The organism is Pseudomonas nicosulfuronedens (assembly GCF_005877905.1).
In the GTDB taxonomy this organism is placed as follows: Bacteria; Pseudomonadota; Gammaproteobacteria; order Pseudomonadales; family Pseudomonadaceae; genus Pseudomonas; species Pseudomonas nicosulfuronedens.
Window position 1 is genome coordinate 1 of record NZ_SWDV01000002.1, and the last position, 16334, is coordinate 16334.

Annotated in this window: 31 protein-coding genes; all 31 read left to right on the forward strand. The window is 58.6% G+C overall.

The window, feature by feature from the left end; all coding sequences use genetic code 11:
• A partial coding sequence (locus FAS41_RS02045) for an EF-Tu C-terminal domain-related protein (RefSeq protein ID WP_484297935.1) occupies window positions 1–123 on the forward strand: 123 nt, incomplete at its 5' end.
• Between the two features lie 155 nt (window positions 124–278).
• The gene (gene rpsJ / locus FAS41_RS02050) at window positions 279–590 is read left to right on the forward strand and encodes a 30S ribosomal protein S10 (RefSeq protein WP_003243886.1); all 312 of its coding nucleotides are present in this window, start codon (window positions 279–281) and stop codon (window positions 588–590) included.
• Window positions 591–672: 82 nt separating this feature from the next.
• Complete coding sequence (gene rplC / locus FAS41_RS02055; protein WP_024767389.1) at window positions 673–1308, forward strand: 50S ribosomal protein L3; 636 nt, start codon at window positions 673–675, stop codon at window positions 1306–1308.
• Window positions 1309–1322: 14 nt separating this feature from the next.
• On the forward strand, window positions 1323–1925 hold the full coding sequence (gene rplD, locus FAS41_RS02060) for a 50S ribosomal protein L4 (protein WP_017521904.1): 603 nt from the start codon (window positions 1323–1325) through the stop codon (window positions 1923–1925).
• The gene (gene rplW / locus FAS41_RS02065; protein WP_015475322.1) at window positions 1922–2221 is read left to right on the forward strand and encodes a 50S ribosomal protein L23; all 300 of its coding nucleotides are present in this window, start codon (window positions 1922–1924) and stop codon (window positions 2219–2221) included. Before rplD ends, rplW begins: the two co-directional genes overlap by 4 nt.
• An 11-nt stretch (window positions 2222–2232) precedes the next feature.
• Window positions 2233–3054, forward strand: a complete 822-nt coding sequence (gene rplB, locus FAS41_RS02070) for a 50S ribosomal protein L2 (protein ID WP_024767388.1) — start codon at window positions 2233–2235, stop codon at window positions 3052–3054.
• Window positions 3055–3070: 16 nt separating this feature from the next.
• Complete coding sequence (gene rpsS, locus FAS41_RS02075; RefSeq protein ID WP_017521902.1) at window positions 3071–3346, forward strand: 30S ribosomal protein S19; 276 nt, start codon at window positions 3071–3073, stop codon at window positions 3344–3346.
• 12 nt (window positions 3347–3358) lie between these two features.
• Window positions 3359–3691: a 50S ribosomal protein L22 gene (gene rplV / locus FAS41_RS02080; RefSeq protein ID WP_015475325.1), complete on the forward strand. Its 333-nt coding sequence runs from the start codon at window positions 3359–3361 to the stop codon at window positions 3689–3691.
• Window positions 3692–3704: 13 nt separating this feature from the next.
• A complete protein-coding gene (rpsC, locus tag FAS41_RS02085) occupies window positions 3705–4391 on the forward strand; it encodes a 30S ribosomal protein S3 (protein ID WP_024767387.1) in 687 nt (228 codons plus the stop codon).
• A gap of 11 nt (window positions 4392–4402) precedes the next feature.
• Entirely contained in the window at window positions 4403–4816 is a 414-nt protein-coding gene (gene rplP / locus FAS41_RS02090) for a 50S ribosomal protein L16 (RefSeq protein ID WP_009617163.1), read from the forward strand.
• A complete protein-coding gene (gene rpmC / locus FAS41_RS02095; protein WP_003093720.1) occupies window positions 4816–5007 on the forward strand; it encodes a 50S ribosomal protein L29 in 192 nt (63 codons plus the stop codon). The genes rplP and rpmC overlap by 1 nt, the downstream gene beginning before the upstream one ends.
• Before the next feature lie 2 nt (window positions 5008–5009).
• Window positions 5010–5276: a 30S ribosomal protein S17 gene (rpsQ, locus tag FAS41_RS02100; RefSeq protein ID WP_009617165.1), complete on the forward strand. Its 267-nt coding sequence runs from the start codon at window positions 5010–5012 to the stop codon at window positions 5274–5276.
• A 16-nt stretch (window positions 5277–5292) separates the two neighbouring features.
• The gene (rplN, locus tag FAS41_RS02105; protein ID WP_017521901.1) at window positions 5293–5661 is read left to right on the forward strand and encodes a 50S ribosomal protein L14; all 369 of its coding nucleotides are present in this window, start codon (window positions 5293–5295) and stop codon (window positions 5659–5661) included.
• 12 nt (window positions 5662–5673) lie between these two features.
• Window positions 5674–5988: a 50S ribosomal protein L24 gene (rplX, locus tag FAS41_RS02110; protein WP_045215317.1), complete on the forward strand. Its 315-nt coding sequence runs from the start codon at window positions 5674–5676 to the stop codon at window positions 5986–5988.
• A gap of 19 nt (window positions 5989–6007) precedes the next feature.
• The gene (rplE, locus tag FAS41_RS02115) at window positions 6008–6547 is read left to right on the forward strand and encodes a 50S ribosomal protein L5 (RefSeq protein WP_017521899.1); all 540 of its coding nucleotides are present in this window, start codon (window positions 6008–6010) and stop codon (window positions 6545–6547) included.
• A gap of 13 nt (window positions 6548–6560) precedes the next feature.
• Complete coding sequence (gene rpsN, locus FAS41_RS02120) at window positions 6561–6866, forward strand: 30S ribosomal protein S14 (protein WP_045215313.1); 306 nt, start codon at window positions 6561–6563, stop codon at window positions 6864–6866.
• A gap of 189 nt (window positions 6867–7055) precedes the next feature.
• Window positions 7056–7448 (forward strand): 30S ribosomal protein S8, encoded by a 393-nt coding sequence (rpsH, locus tag FAS41_RS02125; RefSeq protein WP_015475331.1) that lies wholly within the window; start codon window positions 7056–7058, stop codon window positions 7446–7448.
• An 11-nt stretch (window positions 7449–7459) separates the two neighbouring features.
• Window positions 7460–7993, forward strand: coding sequence for a 50S ribosomal protein L6 (gene rplF, locus FAS41_RS02130; protein ID WP_015475332.1), 534 nt, complete (start codon window positions 7460–7462; stop codon window positions 7991–7993).
• A 10-nt stretch (window positions 7994–8003) separates the two neighbouring features.
• Window positions 8004–8354 carry a 50S ribosomal protein L18 gene (gene rplR / locus FAS41_RS02135; protein ID WP_017521897.1) on the forward strand — a complete coding sequence of 117 codons (351 nt, stop codon included), beginning with the start codon at window positions 8004–8006 and terminating at the stop codon, window positions 8352–8354.
• Between the two features lie 3 nt (window positions 8355–8357).
• Window positions 8358–8858, forward strand: coding sequence for a 30S ribosomal protein S5 (rpsE, locus tag FAS41_RS02140; RefSeq protein ID WP_009617173.1), 501 nt, complete (start codon window positions 8358–8360; stop codon window positions 8856–8858).
• Between the two features lie 2 nt (window positions 8859–8860).
• Entirely contained in the window at window positions 8861–9037 is a 177-nt protein-coding gene (gene rpmD, locus FAS41_RS02145; protein WP_009617174.1) for a 50S ribosomal protein L30, read from the forward strand.
• 3 nt (window positions 9038–9040) lie between these two features.
• A complete protein-coding gene (gene rplO / locus FAS41_RS02150) occupies window positions 9041–9475 on the forward strand; it encodes a 50S ribosomal protein L15 (protein ID WP_138216856.1) in 435 nt (144 codons plus the stop codon).
• The gene (gene secY / locus FAS41_RS02155; protein WP_024767080.1) at window positions 9476–10807 is read left to right on the forward strand and encodes a preprotein translocase subunit SecY; all 1332 of its coding nucleotides are present in this window, start codon (window positions 9476–9478) and stop codon (window positions 10805–10807) included.
• A gap of 24 nt (window positions 10808–10831) precedes the next feature.
• Window positions 10832–10948: a 50S ribosomal protein L36 gene (gene rpmJ, locus FAS41_RS02160; protein ID WP_014854209.1), complete on the forward strand. Its 117-nt coding sequence runs from the start codon at window positions 10832–10834 to the stop codon at window positions 10946–10948.
• A 130-nt stretch (window positions 10949–11078) separates the two neighbouring features.
• The gene (gene rpsM, locus FAS41_RS02165; protein ID WP_024767079.1) at window positions 11079–11435 is read left to right on the forward strand and encodes a 30S ribosomal protein S13; all 357 of its coding nucleotides are present in this window, start codon (window positions 11079–11081) and stop codon (window positions 11433–11435) included.
• Between the two features lie 18 nt (window positions 11436–11453).
• Window positions 11454–11843 (forward strand): 30S ribosomal protein S11, encoded by a 390-nt coding sequence (rpsK, locus tag FAS41_RS02170; protein WP_003093689.1) that lies wholly within the window; start codon window positions 11454–11456, stop codon window positions 11841–11843.
• A 16-nt stretch (window positions 11844–11859) separates the two neighbouring features.
• Complete coding sequence (gene rpsD, locus FAS41_RS02175; RefSeq protein WP_138216857.1) at window positions 11860–12480, forward strand: 30S ribosomal protein S4; 621 nt, start codon at window positions 11860–11862, stop codon at window positions 12478–12480.
• 22 nt (window positions 12481–12502) lie between these two features.
• Window positions 12503–13504: a DNA-directed RNA polymerase subunit alpha gene (locus FAS41_RS02180; RefSeq protein ID WP_009617182.1), complete on the forward strand. Its 1002-nt coding sequence runs from the start codon at window positions 12503–12505 to the stop codon at window positions 13502–13504.
• Between the two features lie 43 nt (window positions 13505–13547).
• A complete protein-coding gene (gene rplQ, locus FAS41_RS02185; RefSeq protein WP_015475338.1) occupies window positions 13548–13937 on the forward strand; it encodes a 50S ribosomal protein L17 in 390 nt (129 codons plus the stop codon).
• Between the two features lie 272 nt (window positions 13938–14209).
• The gene (gene katA, locus FAS41_RS02190) at window positions 14210–15658 is read left to right on the forward strand and encodes a catalase KatA (protein WP_138520038.1); all 1449 of its coding nucleotides are present in this window, start codon (window positions 14210–14212) and stop codon (window positions 15656–15658) included.
• 133 nt (window positions 15659–15791) lie between these two features.
• Window positions 15792–16256 carry a bacterioferritin gene (bfr, locus tag FAS41_RS02195; RefSeq protein ID WP_138520039.1) on the forward strand — a complete coding sequence of 155 codons (465 nt, stop codon included), beginning with the start codon at window positions 15792–15794 and terminating at the stop codon, window positions 16254–16256.
• The last annotated feature ends 78 nt before the right edge of the window (window positions 16257–16334 follow it).

Sequence of the window (16334 nt, forward strand, 5' to 3'; positions counted from 1 at the left end):
GACAACGTGAAAATGGTTGTCACCCTGATCGCTCCGATCGCCATGGAAGATGGCCTGCGCTTCGCGATTCGCGAAGGCGGCCGTACCGTTGGCGCCGGCGTGGTTGCCAAGATCATCGAGTAATCGCTGATCCGCTCCAGAAAAAGGGACCCTTCGGGGTCCCTTTTTCGTTGAGTTGGTTAAATATTGACACCCCCCAGGAGCATCCGTACAATTGCGCCTCCTTTTAACGGGCGGAGTCCGTCCGTTGGGAATGGCAACTTGGAGTCTGAGGTCAAATGCAAAATCAACAAATCCGTATTCGGTTGAAGGCTTTTGATCACCGCCTGATCGACCAATCTACCCAGGAAATCGTGGAAACCGCGAAACGTACTGGCGCTCAGGTGCGTGGTCCGATTCCTCTGCCGACCCGCAAGGAACGTTACACCGTGCTGATTTCCCCGCACGTCAACAAGGACGCTCGTGACCAGTACGAAATTCGTACCCACAAGCGTGTTCTCGACATCGTTCAGCCGACCGACAAAACCGTCGACGCGCTGATGAAGCTCGACCTTGCTGCTGGCGTCGAAGTACAGATCAGCCTCGGCTAATGCCTTCGGCATTGGTCGTGTAACGCTCTGAAATGGGCGGCCATAGCGGGTGAAAGCCCCGTACACTAAAGAGGTTCTAAAGATGACAATTGGTGTTGTCGGTCGTAAGTGCGGCATGACCCGCATCTTCACCGAAGATGGTGTCTCTATTCCGGTCACGGTCATTGAGGTCGAGCCGAATCGCGTCACCCAGTTCAAAAACGAAGAAAGCGATGGCTATCGCGCTGTGCAGGTCACTGCTGGCGAGCGTCGTGCTTCTCGCGTGACCAAGGCGCAAGCCGGTCACTTTGCCAAGGCGAATGTCGCCGCCGGTCGCGGCGTGTGGGAATTCCGTCTGGGCGAAGAGGAGTTCAAGGCAGGCGATTCCATCTCTGTCGATCTGTTCCAGGCAGGCCAGCTGGTAGACGTTACCGGTGAGTCCAAGGGTAAAGGCTTCGCCGGTACCATCAAGCGCTGGAACTTCCGTGGTCAAGATAACACCCACGGTAACTCCGTTTCCCACCGCGTCCCGGGTTCCATCGGCCAGTGCCAGACTCCTGGTCGAGTGTTCAAGGGCAAAAAAATGTCGGGCCACATGGGTGCTGAGCGTGTAACCGTTCAATCCCTTGAGGTCGTGCGTGTCGATGCAGAGCGCAATCTGCTGCTGGTCAAAGGTGCCGTTCCCGGCGCTACCGGTGGTGATGTGCTGGTGCGTCCGGCAGCCAAGGCTCGCGGTTAAGAGAGGAAGCTGAGATGCAACTGAATGTAAATGGCGCTCAGGCGATCGAGGTTTCCGAGCGTACTTTTGGTAGCGAATTCAACGAGACCCTGGTTCACCAGGCAGTCGTAGCCTACATGGCTGGCGGCCGTCAGGGCACCAAGGCTCAGAAAACTCGTTCCGAAGTCTCCGGTGGTGGCAAGAAGCCGTGGCGTCAGAAGGGCACTGGTCGTGCTCGTGCTGGCACCATCCGTAGCCCCATCTGGCGTGGCGGCGGCGCGACCTTCGCGGCCAAGCCCCAGGATCACTCCCAGAAGCTCAACAAGAAGATGTACCGCGCGGCTCTGCGCTCCATCCTCTCCGAGCTGGTTCGTCTGGATCGTCTGGTTGTCGTTGCCGACTTCGCTGTCGATGCACCGAAGACCAAAGGTCTGGTCAGCAAGCTGGAAGGCCTGGGCCTGAAAGATGTACTGATCGTCACCGAAGGCGTCGATGAGAACCTGTACCTGGCAGCTCGCAACCTGGCCCACGTCGATGTGCGTGACGTCCAGGCTTCCGATCCGGTCAGCCTCATCGCCTACGACAAGGTGCTGGTCACCGTGTCCGCCGTGAAGAAGTTCGAGGAGCTGCTGGCATGAACCAGGAACGCGTATTCAAAGTGCTGCTGGGCCCGCATATCTCCGAGAAGGCCACTGGCCTGGCGGACGGCAACAGCCAATTCGTTTTCAAGGTTGCCACTGATGCAACCAAGCTGGAAATCAAGAAGGCCGTAGAAAGCCTGTTCGGCGTGAAAGTACGTCGCGTCACCACCCTGAACGTTCAGGGCAAGACCAAGCGTACCGTTCGCGGCCTGGGCAAGCGTAACGACTGGAAAAAAGCGTACATCGCTCTCCAGCCGGGCCAGGATCTCGATTTCGCAGCTGGCGCTGAGTAAAGGGGTGCATCATGGCAATCGTTAAATGCAAACCGACTTCCGCTGGTCGTCGTTTCGTCGTCAAGGTAGTGAACCAGGACCTGCACAAAGGTGCTCCGTTCGCTCCCCTGCTCGAGAAGAAGTCCAAGTCGGGCGGCCGTAACAACAACGGTCGTATCACCACCCGTCATATCGGTGGTGGCCACAAGCAGCACTATCGTCTGGTCGACTTCCGTCGCAACAAGGATGGCATTCCTGCCATCGTTGAACGCGTCGAATACGATCCGAACCGTACTGCTCACATCGCTCTGCTGAAATATGCGGACGGCGAGCGTCGTTACATCATCGCCCCCAAAGGCGTGGTGGCTGGCGATCAACTGATCTCCGGTATCGGCGCTCCGATCAAGGCTGGCAACAACATGCCGCTGCGCAACATCCCGGTTGGTAGCACCATCCACGGTATCGAACTGAAGCCTGGCAAAGGCGCTCAGATCGCTCGCTCCGCTGGCGCTTCGGCTCAGCTGGTTGCCCGTGAAGGTGCATACGTAACCGTACGTCTGCGTTCCGGTGAGATGCGCAAAGTCCTGGCTGACTGCCGTGCGACCCTGGGTGAAGTCTCGAACTCCGAGCACAGCCTGCGTTCGCTGGGTAAAGCCGGTGCCAAACGCTGGCGTGGCGTTCGCCCGACCGTTCGTGGTGTTGCCATGAACCCGGTCGACCACCCGCACGGTGGTGGTGAAGGTCGTACCTCTGCTGGTCGTCATCCGGTATCGCCGTGGGGTCTTCAGACCAAGGGTAAGAAGACTCGCGCGAACAAGCGTACCGACAACATGATCGTCCGTCGCCGCAAGTAAATAGAGGGATACGACAGTGCCACGTTCTCTGAAAAAAGGTCCTTTTATCGATCTTCACCTGCTGAAGAAGATCGAAGTGGCGGTAGAAAAGAACGACCGCAAGCCGATCAAGACCTGGTCGCGCCGTTCTATGATCATGCCGCACATGGTTGGTCTGACCATCGCTGTCCACAACGGCCGTCAACACGTGCCGGTTCTGGTCAACGAAGACATGGTCGGTCACAAACTCGGCGAGTTCGCTGCTACCCGCACTTATCGTGGGCACGCTGCGGACAAGAAAGCCAAGCGTTAAGGGGTAAGGAAGATGGAAGTAGCCGCTAAGCTCTCGGGCGCTCGTATCTCCGCCCAGAAAGCCCGCTTGGTCGCCGACCAGATCCGCGGGAAGAAGGTGGGCGACGCGCTCAACCTCCTGGCTTTCAGCAACAAGAAAGCCGCCGAGATCATGAAGAAAGTGCTGGAGTCGGCCGTTGCCAACGCCGAGCACAACGAAGGCGCCGATGTAGACGATCTCAAAGTCTCCACCGTCTTCGTCAACGAAGGTCGTTCGCTCAAGCGCATCATGCCGCGTGCCAAAGGCCGTGCTGATCGCATCGTCAAGCGGTCTTGCCATATCACTGTCAAGGTTGCGGACAAGTAACGGAGTCGATCAGATGGGTCAGAAAGTACATCCCAATGGCATCCGCCTGGGTATCGTCAAGGAGCACACCTCCGTTTGGTACGCAGATAAGCGCACTTACGCCGATTATCTGTTCGCCGACCTGAAGGTACGTGAGTATCTCCAAGACAAACTAAAAAGCGCGTCCGTAAGCCGTATCGATATCCATCGTCCGGCTCAAACCGCACGCATCACCATCCACACCGCTCGTCCCGGCATCGTGATCGGCAAGAAAGGTGAAGATGTTGAGAAGCTGCGTCAGGACCTGACCAAGCAAATGGGTGTGCCGGTGCACATCAACATCGAAGAGATCCGCAAGCCGGAACTCGACGGTATGCTGGTTGCGCAAAGCGTAGCTCAGCAGCTGGAGCGTCGCGTTATGTTCCGTCGCGCCATGAAGCGCGCTGTACAGAACGCCATGCGCATTGGTGCCAAAGGCATCAAGATCCAGGTAAGCGGTCGTCTGGGCGGCGCTGAAATCGCTCGTACCGAGTGGTATCGCGAAGGTCGTGTGCCCCTGCACACCCTGCGTGCCGACATCGACTACGCAACCTACGAAGCGCACACCACCTACGGTGTGATCGGTGTGAAGGTTTGGATCTTCAAAGGTGAGGTCATCGGTGGCCGCCAGGAAGAGCTCAAGCCCCAAGCGCCCGCTCCTCGTAAAAAAGCTGCTAAGTAAGGAGTACGCAAATGCTGCAACCTAAGCGTACGAAGTTCCGCAAGCAAATGACCGGTCACAACCGTGGCCTGGCTCATCGCGGTTCCAAAGTCAGCTTCGGCGAGTTCGCCCTCAAGGCAACCAGCCGCGGCCGTCTCACCGCGCGTCAGATCGAGTCCGCACGTCGTGCGCTGACCCGTCACGTAAAACGTGGCGGCAAGATCTGGATTCGCGTATTCCCCGACAAGCCTGTTACCAAGAAGCCCCTGGAAGTACGTATGGGTAAAGGTAAGGGCGGCGTCGAGTACTGGGTTGCCCAGATTCAACCGGGCAAGGTCCTGTACGAGATCGAGGGTGTATCCGAAGAGCTGGCGCGTGAGGCATTCGCCCTGGCTGCTGCAAAGCTGCCGCTCGCCACCTCCTTTGTTAAGCGGACGGTGATGTGATGAAAGCGAATGAACTTCGTGAAAAATCCGTTGAGCAGCTGAACGAGCAACTGCTCGGCCTGCTGCGCGACCAGTTCAATCTGCGCATGCAGAAAGCAACTGGCCAGTTGGGGCAGTCTCACCTGCTCTCGCAGGTTAAGCGCGACATCGCTCGCGTGAAAACTGTGCTCAACCAGCAAGCAGGTAAGTAATCATGGCTGAAGCTCAGAAAACCGTCCGTACGCTGACTGGCCGCGTCGTCAGCGACAAGATGGACAAGACCGTCACCGTTCTGATCGAGCGCCGCGTTAAGCACCCGATCTACGGCAAATACGTGAAGCGTTCGACCAAACTGCACGCCCACGACGAAACCAACCAGTGCCGCATTGGTGACCTGGTCACCATCCGCGAGACCCGTCCTCTGGCGAAGACCAAGGCCTGGACTCTGGTTGACATCGTCGAGCGCGCGGTTGAAGTCTAAGGGTCGGAGATAGAAGATGATTCAGACTCAATCCATGCTCGAAGTCGCTGATAACAGCGGCGCGCGTCGCGTAATGTGCATCAAGGTGCTCGGCGGTTCCCACCGCCGTTACGCCGGCATTGGCGACATCATCAAGGTCACCGTCAAGGAAGCAATTCCGCGTGGCAAGGTGAAGAAGGGCCAGGTAATGACTGCCGTGGTCGTTCGCACCAAGCACGGCGTACGTCGTACCGACGGTTCCATCATTCGCTTCGACGGCAACGCCGCCGTCCTGCTGAACAACAAGCAGGAGCCGATCGGCACCCGTATCTTCGGGCCCGTGACTCGTGAACTTCGTACTGAGAAGTTCATGAAGATCGTCTCCCTTGCCCCAGAAGTGCTGTAAGGAGTAGCCGTCATGCAAAAAATTCGTCGTGACGACGAAGTCATCGTCATTGCCGGCAAGGACAAGGGCAAGCGTGGCAAAGTGATCAAGGTTCTGGCTGACGACCGTCTGGTCGTTGGCGGTGTGAACCTGGTCAAGCGCCACACCAAGCCCAACCCCATGCTCAACCAGCAAGGCGGGATCGTCGAGAAGGAGGCGCCTCTGCACGTCTCCAACGTCGCCATCTTCAACGCTGAAACCAACAAGGCTGACCGCGTTGGTTTCAAAGTCGAAGACGGTAAGAAGATTCGTGTCTTCAAGTCGACCCAGAAACCGGTTCAGGCTTGAGGGAGCTAGGTAGATCACCATGGCACGATTGAAAGAAATTTATCGGAAGGAAATCGCTCCCAAGCTGAAGCAAGAGCTTCAGCTGGCGAACGTGATGGAAGTTCCGCGCGTTACCAAAATCACCCTGAACATGGGTCTTGGCGAAGCTGTCGGCGACAAGAAAGTCATCGAGAGCGCCGTAGCTGATCTGGAAAAGATCGCGGGTCAGAAGCCGGTCGTGACTTACGCTCGTAAGTCCATCGCTGGCTTCAAGATTCGTGAAGGCTGGCCGATCGGCGTGAAAGTCACCCTGCGTGGCGATCGCATGTACGAGTTCCTGGACCGTCTGCTGTCGATCTCCCTGCCGCGCGTTCGTGACTTCCGCGGTCTGAACGCCAAGTCCTTCGACGGCCGTGGCAACTACAGCATGGGCGTCAAAGAGCAGATCATCTTCCCGGAAATCGATTACGACAAGATCGATGCCCTCCGCGGTATGGATATCACTCTGACCACCACCGCGCGTTCGGATGATGAAGGTCGTGCCCTGCTGCGCGCCTTCAAATTCCCGTTCCGCAACTGATTGGAGTAGGACCATGGCTAAAGAGAGCATGAAGAACCGTGAGCTGAAGCGTCAGCAAACGGTAGCCAAGTACGCCAAAAAGCGTGCTGAGCTGAAAGCGATCATCGCTAATCCGAGCACTTCGGCTGAAGATCGCTGGAATGCCCAGGTCGCCCTGCAGAAGCAGCCGCGTGACGCGAGCGCCAGCCGCCTGCGTAACCGTTGCCGCCTGACCGGTCGTCCGCACGGTTACTACCGCAAGTTCGGCCTGAGCCGTAACAAGCTGCGTGAAGCAGCAATGCGCGGTGACGTACCGGGCCTGGTGAAAGCCAGCTGGTAAGTGTTAGACGGAGCTGGCAACGGTTCCGTTGATCGCTTTGCGAATCAAGCCCCTTCGTGGGGCTTGATTCGTTTTTAAGCGATCTCTAGAATACCCGGCTCCCCCGAGTCCGGGTTTTAGTTCGTCCGGCGTTTTGAGGGCGAGTTATGAAGTTGAAGGCTTATCTTTTGTATCAGGAGCATTAAGCCCATGAGTATGCAGGACCCGTTAGCAGACATGCTAACTCGCATCCGTAATGCCCAGATGGCTGAGAAGACCGTCGTGAGCATGCCGTCTTCCAAGCTGAAAGCGGCAGTCGCCAAAGTCCTCAAGGACGAAGGCTACATTGCGGATTTCCAAGTCACCGCCGAGGCCAAGCCTCTGCTGTCGATCGAGCTGAAGTACTTCGAAGGCAAGCCTGTCATCGAGGAAGTGAAGCGAATCAGCCGTCCTGGCCTGCGCCAGTACAAATCCGTAGACCAGCTGCCGAAAGTTCGTGGCGGCCTGGGCGTTTCGATCGTCTCCACCAACAAAGGTGTGATGACTGATCGTGCTGCCCGTGCCGCTGGCGTCGGTGGCGAAGTGCTCTGCACTGTGTTCTAAGGGGAATCAGCATGTCTCGCGTTGCTAAGAACCCCGTCATTCTGCCTGCCGGCGTTGAAATCAAGCTGGCTGGTCAGGAACTTTCGATCAAGGGTGCCAAAGGCGCTCTCGAGCTGAAAGTACATCCGTCCGTCGAAGTCATTCAGGACAACGGTGAGCTGCGTTTCGCTGCGCGTAACGGCGACCAGCAGACCCGTGCCATGGCCGGTACCACCCGCGCTCTGGTCAACAACATGGTAATCGGCGTCAGCCAGGGCTTCGAGCGCAAGCTCCAGCTGGTTGGTGTTGGTTACAAGGCGCAGGCCAAAGGCCAAGTGCTGTCCCTGGCTCTCGGCTTCTCCCACCCGGTTGATTACGAACTGCCTGCCGGCATCGTCGCGGAAACCCCCAGCCAGACCGACATCCTGATCAAGGGTATCGACAAGCAGCTGGTTGGCCAGGTTGCCGCGGAAATCCGCGACTTCCGTCCGCCGGAGCCGTACAAAGGCAAGGGCGTGCGTTACGCCGACGAAGTCGTCCTTCGTAAAGAAGCCAAGAAGAAGTAGGGCATAGCAAATGAGCGTCAAGAAAGAAACCCGTCTGCGCCGCGCTCGCAAGGCTCGCCTGAAGATGCGCGAACTGGAAGCCGTACGCCTCTGCGTGTACCGCTCCTCCCAGCACATCTACGCCCAGGTCATTGCAGCCGACGGCGGCAAGGTCCTGGCCAGCGCCTCGACCCTGGACAAAGAACTGCGCGAAGCTGCCACCGGCAACGTCGACGCAGCCAAGAAAGTTGGTCAACTGGTCGCGGAACGCGCCAAGGCTGCCGGCGTCACTCAGGTGGCGTTCGACCGTTCTGGCTTCAAGTACCACGGTCGTATCAAGGCCCTGGCTGATGCCGCTCGTGAAGGCGGTCTGGAGTTCTAAGTTATGGCAAACAACGATCAAAAGCGCGACGAAGGCTACATCGAGAAGCTGGTTCAAGTGAACCGCGTCGCCAAAACCGTAAAAGGTGGCCGTATCTTCGCCTTCACCGCGCTGACCGTGGTTGGCGATGGCAAGGGCCGTGTTGGCTTCGGTCGTGGCAAGGCGCGTGAAGTGCCGGCCGCTATCCAGAAGGCAATGGAAGCTGCTCGCCGCAACATGATCCAGGTTGATCTGAACGGCACCACCCTGCAGTACCCGACCAAGTCCGCCCATGGCGCCTCCAAGGTGTACATGCAGCCGGCTTCGGAAGGTACCGGCATCATCGCCGGCGGCGCCATGCGTGCTGTCCTGGAAGTGGCCGGTGTGCAGAACGTTCTGGCGAAGTGCTACGGCTCCACCAACCCGGTGAACGTGGTCTACGCAACCTTCAAGGGCCTGAAGAACATGCAGTCCCCTGAGTCGGTAGCGGCCAAGCGTGGCAAGAGCGTCGAGGAGATTCTCTAACCATGGCAACTGTCAAAGTTACCCTGATCAAGAGCCTGAACGGCCGTCTGGCCAATCACAAGGCTTGCGTCAAAGGCCTCGGCCTGCGTCGCATTAATCACACCGTCGAAGTTCAGGACACTCCTGAAAACCGCGGCATGATTAATAAGGCTTACTACCTGCTGCGTGTGGAGGGTTAATCCATGCAACTGAACGATCTGCGTTCCGCGCCGGGTGCCCGTCGCGAAAAGCACCGTCCGGGCCGTGGCATCGGTAGCGGTCTGGGCAAGACCGGTGGCCGTGGTCACAAAGGTCAAACCTCCCGCTCCGGTGGCTCCATCGCTCCGGGCTTCGAGGGTGGTCAGCAACCGCTGCACCGTCGTCTGCCGAAGTTCGGCTTCAACTCGCTGAAAGCCATGGATCGTGCAGAAGTGCGCACTTCCGAACTGGCCAAGGTCGAGGGTGATGTCGTAACCGTGCAGTCCCTGAAGGATGCCAACGTGATTAACCAGAACGTACAGCGTGTGAAAGTCATGCTGTCGGGCGAAGTTACTCGCGCAGTCACCCTGAAAGGCATCGGCGCCACCAAGGGCGCTCGTGCGGCTATCGAAGCAGCTGGCGGCAAAATCGAGGACTAAATGGCTAAGCAAGGTGCTCTCTCTGCGCTGAGCAACGGTGGTGGTTTGTCCGAGCTCTGGGCACGTCTGCGTTTCCTGTTCCTGGCGATCATCGTCTATCGGATCGGCGCGCATATCCCAGTCCCGGGCATCAACCCCGATCGCTTGGCGGCACTGTTCCGGCAGAACGAGGGGACCATTCTTAGCCTCTTCAACATGTTTTCCGGCGGCGCGCTGGAGCGCATGAGTATCTTTGCACTGGGGATCATGCCGTACATCTCGGCATCGATCATCATGCAGCTCATGACCGCTATCAGCCCGCAGCTGGAGCAGTTGAAGAAAGAGGGTGAGTCTGGGCGTCGCAAGATCAGCCAGTACACCCGCTACGCAACTCTCGTCCTGGCACTCGTCCAGGCCATTGGCATGTCCATTGGTCTGGGTAGCCAGGGCGTGGCCTTCTCCAACGACTTCGGCTTCTACTTCGTGTCGGTCACCACCTTCGTGGCGGGTGCACTGTTCATGATGTGGCTGGGTGAGCAGATCACCGAGCGGGGTGTCGGCAACGGCATCTCCATGCTGATCTTCTCCGGTATCGTCGCAGGCCTGCCCCGAGCAATCGGTCAGTCCTTCGAGTCCGCGCGTCAAGGTGACATCAACATCTTCGCCCTGATCGCCATCGGCCTGCTGGCCGTTGCAATCATCGCGTTCGTGGTGTTCATCGAGCGGGGTCAGCGTCGTATCGCCGTGCACTACGCCAAGCGCCAGCAAGGTCGCAAGGTGTTTGCCGCCCAAACGAGCCATCTGCCGCTGAAAGTGAACATGGCGGGTGTCATTCCCGCGATTTTCGCCAGCAGCATCCTGCTGTTCCCGGCATCCCTGGGTGCCTGGTTCGGTCAGTCGGAAGGCCTGGGTTGGCTGCAGGACGTCGCGCAAGCGATCGCTCCTGGTCAGCCGCTGAACATTCTGCTGTTTAGTGCAGGGATCGTTTTCTTCTGCTTCTTCTATACAGCGCTGATGTTCAACCCGAAGGACGTGGCGGAAAACCTCAAGAAGTCCGGTGCATTTATTCCGGGTATTCGTCCGGGTGAACAGTCGGCTCGCTACATCGATGGCGTGCTGACCCGTTTGACCATGTTCGGTGCCCTGTACATGACGGCTGTGTGCCTGCTGCCCCAGTTCCTGGTCGTAGCTGCCCACGTACCGTTCTACCTTGGCGGGACCTCGTTGCTGATCGTGGTCGTGGTTGTGATGGACTTTATGGCTCAAGTACAATCGCACCTCGTTTCTCACCAGTACGAATCCCTCATGAAGAAAGCCAACCTGAAGGGCTATGGCAGCGGTCTGCTGCGCTAATCCGTAAGGTTCGAGGAGTCACTGATGAAAGTTCGTGCATCGGTTAAGAAGCTGTGCCGTAACTGCAAGATCGTCCGTCGCGAAGGCGTCGTTCGTGTGATCTGCAGCGCGGAGCCGCGTCACAAGCAGCGCCAAGGCTGAGTGTGAACCACGCGTTATAACCCGGCAGCTAGTGTGCTGCCGGGTTGATTATTTGTTTTTACAGCGCTAATATCCGCGCCCTTTCTTGGCTCCCTGGGCGCCGGGTAGCTGTCAATTGGAGTTTTTCTGAATGGCCCGTATTGCAGGCGTAAACATTCCGGATAACAAGCACACTGTTATCTCGCTGACCTACATCTATGGTGTTGGTCGCACTACCGCACAGAGCATCTGTGCAGCCACCGGCATCAGCCCGGCTGTAAAGATCAAAGAGCTGAGCGAAGAGCAGATTGATTCGCTGCGTACCGAGGTGGCCAAGCTGACCACCGAAGGTGACCTGCGTCGCGAAATCAACATGAACATCAAGCGTCTGATGGACCTCGGTTGCTACCGCGGTCTGCGTCATCGTCGTGGTCTGCCGGTTCGCGGTCAGCGCACCAAGACCAACGCGCGCACCCGTAAGGGCCCGCGTAAGCCGATCCGCAAGTAATCGCTTAGGAATCTAGTCATGGCAAAACCTGCTGCTCGTCCTCGCAAGAAAGTCAAAAAGACGGTGGTCGACGGGATCGCGCACATCCACGCGTCCTTCAATAACACCATCGTTACCATTACCGACCGTCAGGGCAACGCTCTGTCCTGGGCTACCTCTGGTGGTTCGGGTTTCCGTGGCTCGCGTAAGAGCACCCCGTTCGCTGCCCAGGTAGCGGCCGAGCGTGCCGGCCAGGCTGCTCTGGAATACGGTCTGAAGAACCTTGACGTCAACGTCAAGGGCCCGGGCCCGGGTCGCGAGTCGGCTGTTCGTGCGCTGAATGCCTGCGGTTACAAGATCGCCAGCATCACCGACGTAACCCCGATCCCGCATAACGGCTGCCGTCCGCCGAAAAAGCGTCGCGTGTAATAGGAGACAGTGAGAAATGGCTCGTTACATTGGTCCCAAGTGCAAACTGTCCCGCCGCGAAGGCACTGACCTCTTCCTGAAGAGCGGCGTTCGTGCCCTCGACTCGAAGTGCAAGGCAGAACAAGTTCCCGGCCAGCATGGCCAGCGTCGTGGTCGCCTGTCCGACTACGGTCTGCAGCTGCGCGAGAAACAAAAAGTTCGCCGCATCTACGGCGTTCTGGAACGTCAATTCCGTGGCTACTATCAGGAAGCGTCCCGCCGCAAGGGCTCCACGGGTGAAAACCTGCTGCAGCTGCTTGAGTGCCGTCTGGACAACGTCGTCTACCGTATGGGCTTCGGTTCCACCCGTTCCGAATCCCGTCAGCTGGTGTCCCACAAGACCATCAGCGTCAACGGTCAGACCGTAAACGTACCGTCCTACCAGGTCAAAGCCGGTGACGTAGTTGCTGTTCGCGAGAAATCGAAGAACCAGCTGCGTATCGCCCAAGCTCTGGACCTGTGCGCCCAGCGCGGTCGCGTTGAGTGGGTCGAAGTGGACTCCGACAAGAAAGCTGGCACCTTCAAAAGTGTCCCGGCTCGTGCCGATCTGTCCGCCGACATCAACGAAAACCTGATTGTCGAGCTCTACTCCAAGTAAGGGCTAGAAAATAGGTGCATCCATGCAGAGTTCGGTAAATGAGTTCCTGACCCCCCGCCACATCGATGTGCAGGTGGTCAGCCAAACCCGCGCCAAGATCACTCTCGAGCCTCTCGAGCGTGGTTTCGGCCATACCCTGGGCAACGCGCTGCGTCGCATCCTGTTGTCCTCCATGCCTGGCTGTGCAGTAGTCGAGGCCGAGATCGACGGCGTGCTCCACGAGTACTCCGCCATCGAAGGTGTGCAGGAAGACGTCATCGAGATCCTGCTCAACCTGAAAGGCCTGGCTATCAAGCTGCACGGTCGTGACGAAGTGACGCTGACCCTGGCGAAAAAGGGCTCGGGTGTGGTGACCGCTGCCGATATTCAGCTGGATCATGATGTCGAGATCGTCAACGGTGACCATGTTATCGCCCACCTGGCCGATAACGGCGCGCTGAACATGAAGCTGAAAGTCGCTCGTGGCCGTGGCTACGAGCCGGCTGATGCCCGCTCGAGCGATGAAGACGAAAGCCGTAGCATTGGCCGTCTTCAGCTCGATGCCTCGTTCAGCCCCGTACGTCGTGTTGCCTACGTGGTCGAAAACGCCCGTGTCGAACAGCGTACCAACCTGGACAAGCTGGTCCTCGATCTGGAAACCAACGGCACCCTGGACCCTGAAGAGGCTATCCGTCGCGCCGCTACCATCCTGCAACAGCAGCTGGCAGCGTTCGTGGACCTCAAAGGCGACAGCGAGCCTGTTGTTGAAGAGCAGGAAGACGAGATCGATCCGATCCTGCTGCGTCCGGTCGATGACCTTGAGCTGACCGTCCGTTCGGCCAACTGCCTGAAGGCAGAGAACATCTACTACATCGGTGACCTGATTCAGCGCACCGAAGTAGAGCTGCTCAAAACGCCGAACCTGGGTAAGAAGTCCCTGACCGAAATCAAGGACGTTCTGGCCTCTCGCGGTCTGTCCCTCGGTATGCGCCTCGACAACTGGCCGCCGGCAAGTCTCAAGAAAGACGACAAGGCTACTGCCTGATCGTCGTAGCTACCGAACGTAAAGTTTGGAAAGGAATTGAACCATGCGCCATCGTAAAAGTGGTCGTCACCTGAGCCGCACCAGCGCGCACCGCAAGGCTATGTTCCAGAACATGGCTGTGTCGCTCTTCGAACACGAACTGATCAAAACCACCCTGCCCAAGGCCAAGGAACTGCGTCGCGTTGCCGAGCCGCTGATCACCCTGGCTAAAGTGGATAGCGTTGCCAACCGTCGTCTCGCTTTCGACCGTACCCGTTCGAAAGAAGCCGTAGGCAAGCTGTTCAACGAACTGGGCAAGCGCTATGCCAACCGTCCGGGCGGCTACCTGCGCATCCTGAAGTGCGGCTTCCGCGCCGGCGACAATGCCCCCATGGCATACGTCGAACTGATTGACCGCGCTGTTGGCGGCCAAGCAGTAGAAGCTGCAGAGTAAGGTTTACGCCTTATAAGAAACCGGGCCTTGTGCCCGGTTTTTTATCGCCTATCGAAAAGTTTTTATCTATCGATCAGCTCGAATCAATGAATTGGCTGATCCATCCCATTGTCACCGATCCTTAACGGCGTCGACTTCTACTGCTAGCTGAGCTGGATCAACAGCCGCATAGCCGATGGAAGCGCTTAATTGTCCGATTGGGATGTTGGGCCGCACTCACCGTCCATGTGCAGTGTCGGACTTCCAACACCCCGCCGTTGAGGAGAGTAACGATGAGTGACAACACCCGCCTGACGACTGCTGCCGGAGCGCCGGTCGCTGATAACCAGAACGTCCAGACCGCCGGCCCGCGGGGCCCGATGCTGCTGCAGGACGTCTGGTTCCTGGAGAAGCTTGCGCACTTCGATCGTGAGGTGATCCCCGAGCGTCGCATGCACGCCAAGGGCTCCGCCGCCTACGGCACTTTCACCGTCACCCACGACATCACCCGCTACAGCCGCGCGAAGCTGTTTGCCGAGGTCGGCAAGCAGACTCCCCTGTTCCTGCGCTTCTCCACGGTTGCCGGCGAGCGTGGGGCTGCCGACGCCGAGCGCGATATCCGCGGCTTCGCCCTGAAGTTCTACACCGAGGAAGGCAACTGGGACCTGGTCGGCAACAACACCCCGGTCTTCTATTTCCGCGACCCGCTGAAGTTTCCCGACCTGAACCACGTGGTGAAACGCGACCCGCGCACCAACCTGCGCAATGCCACGCTGAAGTGGGACTTCTTCTCGCACCTGCCCGAAGCGCTGCATCAACTGACCATCGACTTCAGCGACCGTGGCCTGCCGCGCAGCTACCGCCACGTTCATGGTTTCGGCAGCCATACCTTCAGCTTCATCAACGCCGGCAACGAGCGCTTCTGGGTCAAGTTCCACTTCAAGACTCAGCAGGGCATCGAGAACCTGAGCAATGAGGAAGCCGCCAAGCTGGTTGGCGCCGATCGCGAAAGCTCGCAGCGTGACCTGTATGACGCTATCGACCGCGGCGACTTCCCGCGCTGGAAGATGTATGTGCAGGTGATGCCGGAGAAGGAAGCAGCGACCTACCGCTACAACCCGTTCGACCTGACCAAGGTCTGGCCGCACGGCGACTACCCGCTGATCGAGGTCGGCTACTTCGAGCTCAATCGCAATCCGGCGAACTACTTTGCCGAGGTCGAACAATCCGCGTTCAGTCCGGCGAACATCGTCCCCGGCATCGGTTTCTCGCCGGACAAGATGCTTCAGGGCCGCCTGTTCTCCTACGGTGATGCGCACCGCTACCGCCTGGGGGTGAACCACCACCAGATCCCGGTGAACGCTGCGCGCAACAACCCGCGCATCTATCACCGCGACGGGGCCATGCGGGTGGACGGCAATAACGCTGACATGACCGTCACCTACGAGCCGAACAGCTTCAACCAGTGGCAGGAGCAGCCGGACTATTCCGAGCCGCCGCTGACCCTGGAAGGCAGCGCTGATCACTGGAACCACCGCGTGGACGATGACTACTACAGCCAGCCGGCCGCGCTGTTCCGCCTGTTCGACGAAGCTCAGCGGGAGCGTCTGTACGAGAACATCGCCGGTGACATGGCTGGTGTGCCGGAGGCGATCCAGCGTCGCCAACTGGCGCTGTTCTTCAAGATCGATCCGGCCTACGGCGAAGGTGTCGCCAAGGCACTGGGCCTGAAGCTGGACTAAACTTCAGCCTGTAAACGGCCGCCCTCTTCGGAGGGCGGTCGCGTTTGTGGGGCATTGCGGACTTGACCCCGGTCATGGCCAGTCGCGACCATAGCGCCGTTTAATTCGCTGTCACGTCCCAGGGAGAAGGCTGATGCAAGGCCACGCCGAGGTTATCGATTATCTCAACACGCTGCTGACCGGTGAGCTGGCCGCTCGCGACCAGTACTTCATCCACTCGCGCATGTACGAGGACTGGGGCTTTACCAAGCTCTACGAGCGTCTCAACCACGAGATGGAAGAGGAAACCCAGCACGCCGACGCCCTGCTGCGCCGCATCCTGCTGCTCGAAGGCACCCCGCGCATGCGTCCGGACGACATCCATCCGGGCAAGACCGTGCCGGAGATGCTGGAGGCCGACCTCAAGCTGGAGCGCCACGTACGCGCCGCGCTGGCCAAGGGCATCGCCCTGTGCGAGAAGCACAAGGACTTCGTCACCCGCGATATCCTGCGCGTGCAGCTCACCGACACCGAGGAAGACCACGCCTACTGGCTGGAGCAGCAACTCGGCCTGATCGCCAAGATGGGTCTGGAGAATTACCTGCAGTCGCAGCTCTGATTCAGGCGCGCGCTATTCGCGCGTGTCGCGGGCATGGCCCGCTCCTACAAAGGCTCAAGAAAAAGCCCCTGCGCCGGA

Bases quoted from the DNA above. Each gene is read 5' to 3' on its own strand.
- rpsJ (WP_003243886.1), top strand. From the start codon at position 279: ATGCAAAATCAACAAATCCGTATTCGGTTGAAGGCTTTTGATCACCGC.
- rplC (WP_024767389.1), top strand. From the start codon at position 673: ATGACAATTGGTGTTGTCGGTCGTAAGTGCGGCATGACCCGCATCTTC.
- rplD (WP_017521904.1), top strand. From the start codon at position 1,323: ATGCAACTGAATGTAAATGGCGCTCAGGCGATCGAGGTTTCCGAGCGT.
- rplW (WP_015475322.1), top strand. From the start codon at position 1,922: ATGAACCAGGAACGCGTATTCAAAGTGCTGCTGGGCCCGCATATCTCC.
- rplB (WP_024767388.1), top strand. From the start codon at position 2,233: ATGGCAATCGTTAAATGCAAACCGACTTCCGCTGGTCGTCGTTTCGTC.
- rplV (WP_015475325.1), top strand. From the start codon at position 3,359: ATGGAAGTAGCCGCTAAGCTCTCGGGCGCTCGTATCTCCGCCCAGAAA.
- rpsC (WP_024767387.1), top strand. From the start codon at position 3,705: ATGGGTCAGAAAGTACATCCCAATGGCATCCGCCTGGGTATCGTCAAG.
- rplP (WP_009617163.1), top strand. From the start codon at position 4,403: ATGCTGCAACCTAAGCGTACGAAGTTCCGCAAGCAAATGACCGGTCAC.
- rpmC (WP_003093720.1), top strand. From the start codon at position 4,816: ATGAAAGCGAATGAACTTCGTGAAAAATCCGTTGAGCAGCTGAACGAG.
- rpsQ (WP_009617165.1), top strand. From the start codon at position 5,010: ATGGCTGAAGCTCAGAAAACCGTCCGTACGCTGACTGGCCGCGTCGTC.
- rplN (WP_017521901.1), top strand. From the start codon at position 5,293: ATGATTCAGACTCAATCCATGCTCGAAGTCGCTGATAACAGCGGCGCG.
- rplX (WP_045215317.1), top strand. From the start codon at position 5,674: ATGCAAAAAATTCGTCGTGACGACGAAGTCATCGTCATTGCCGGCAAG.
- rplE (WP_017521899.1), top strand. From the start codon at position 6,008: ATGGCACGATTGAAAGAAATTTATCGGAAGGAAATCGCTCCCAAGCTG.
- rpsN (WP_045215313.1), top strand. From the start codon at position 6,561: ATGGCTAAAGAGAGCATGAAGAACCGTGAGCTGAAGCGTCAGCAAACG.
- rpsH (WP_015475331.1), top strand. From the start codon at position 7,056: ATGAGTATGCAGGACCCGTTAGCAGACATGCTAACTCGCATCCGTAAT.
- rplF (WP_015475332.1), top strand. From the start codon at position 7,460: ATGTCTCGCGTTGCTAAGAACCCCGTCATTCTGCCTGCCGGCGTTGAA.
- rplR (WP_017521897.1), top strand. From the start codon at position 8,004: ATGAGCGTCAAGAAAGAAACCCGTCTGCGCCGCGCTCGCAAGGCTCGC.
- rpsE (WP_009617173.1), top strand. From the start codon at position 8,358: ATGGCAAACAACGATCAAAAGCGCGACGAAGGCTACATCGAGAAGCTG.
- rpmD (WP_009617174.1), top strand. From the start codon at position 8,861: ATGGCAACTGTCAAAGTTACCCTGATCAAGAGCCTGAACGGCCGTCTG.
- rplO (WP_138216856.1), top strand. From the start codon at position 9,041: ATGCAACTGAACGATCTGCGTTCCGCGCCGGGTGCCCGTCGCGAAAAG.
- secY (WP_024767080.1), top strand. From the start codon at position 9,476: ATGGCTAAGCAAGGTGCTCTCTCTGCGCTGAGCAACGGTGGTGGTTTG.
- rpmJ (WP_014854209.1), top strand. From the start codon at position 10,832: ATGAAAGTTCGTGCATCGGTTAAGAAGCTGTGCCGTAACTGCAAGATC.
- rpsM (WP_024767079.1), top strand. From the start codon at position 11,079: ATGGCCCGTATTGCAGGCGTAAACATTCCGGATAACAAGCACACTGTT.
- rpsK (WP_003093689.1), top strand. From the start codon at position 11,454: ATGGCAAAACCTGCTGCTCGTCCTCGCAAGAAAGTCAAAAAGACGGTG.
- rpsD (WP_138216857.1), top strand. From the start codon at position 11,860: ATGGCTCGTTACATTGGTCCCAAGTGCAAACTGTCCCGCCGCGAAGGC.
- FAS41_RS02180 (WP_009617182.1), top strand. From the start codon at position 12,503: ATGCAGAGTTCGGTAAATGAGTTCCTGACCCCCCGCCACATCGATGTG.
- rplQ (WP_015475338.1), top strand. From the start codon at position 13,548: ATGCGCCATCGTAAAAGTGGTCGTCACCTGAGCCGCACCAGCGCGCAC.
- katA (WP_138520038.1), top strand. From the start codon at position 14,210: ATGAGTGACAACACCCGCCTGACGACTGCTGCCGGAGCGCCGGTCGCT.
- bfr (WP_138520039.1), top strand. From the start codon at position 15,792: ATGCAAGGCCACGCCGAGGTTATCGATTATCTCAACACGCTGCTGACC.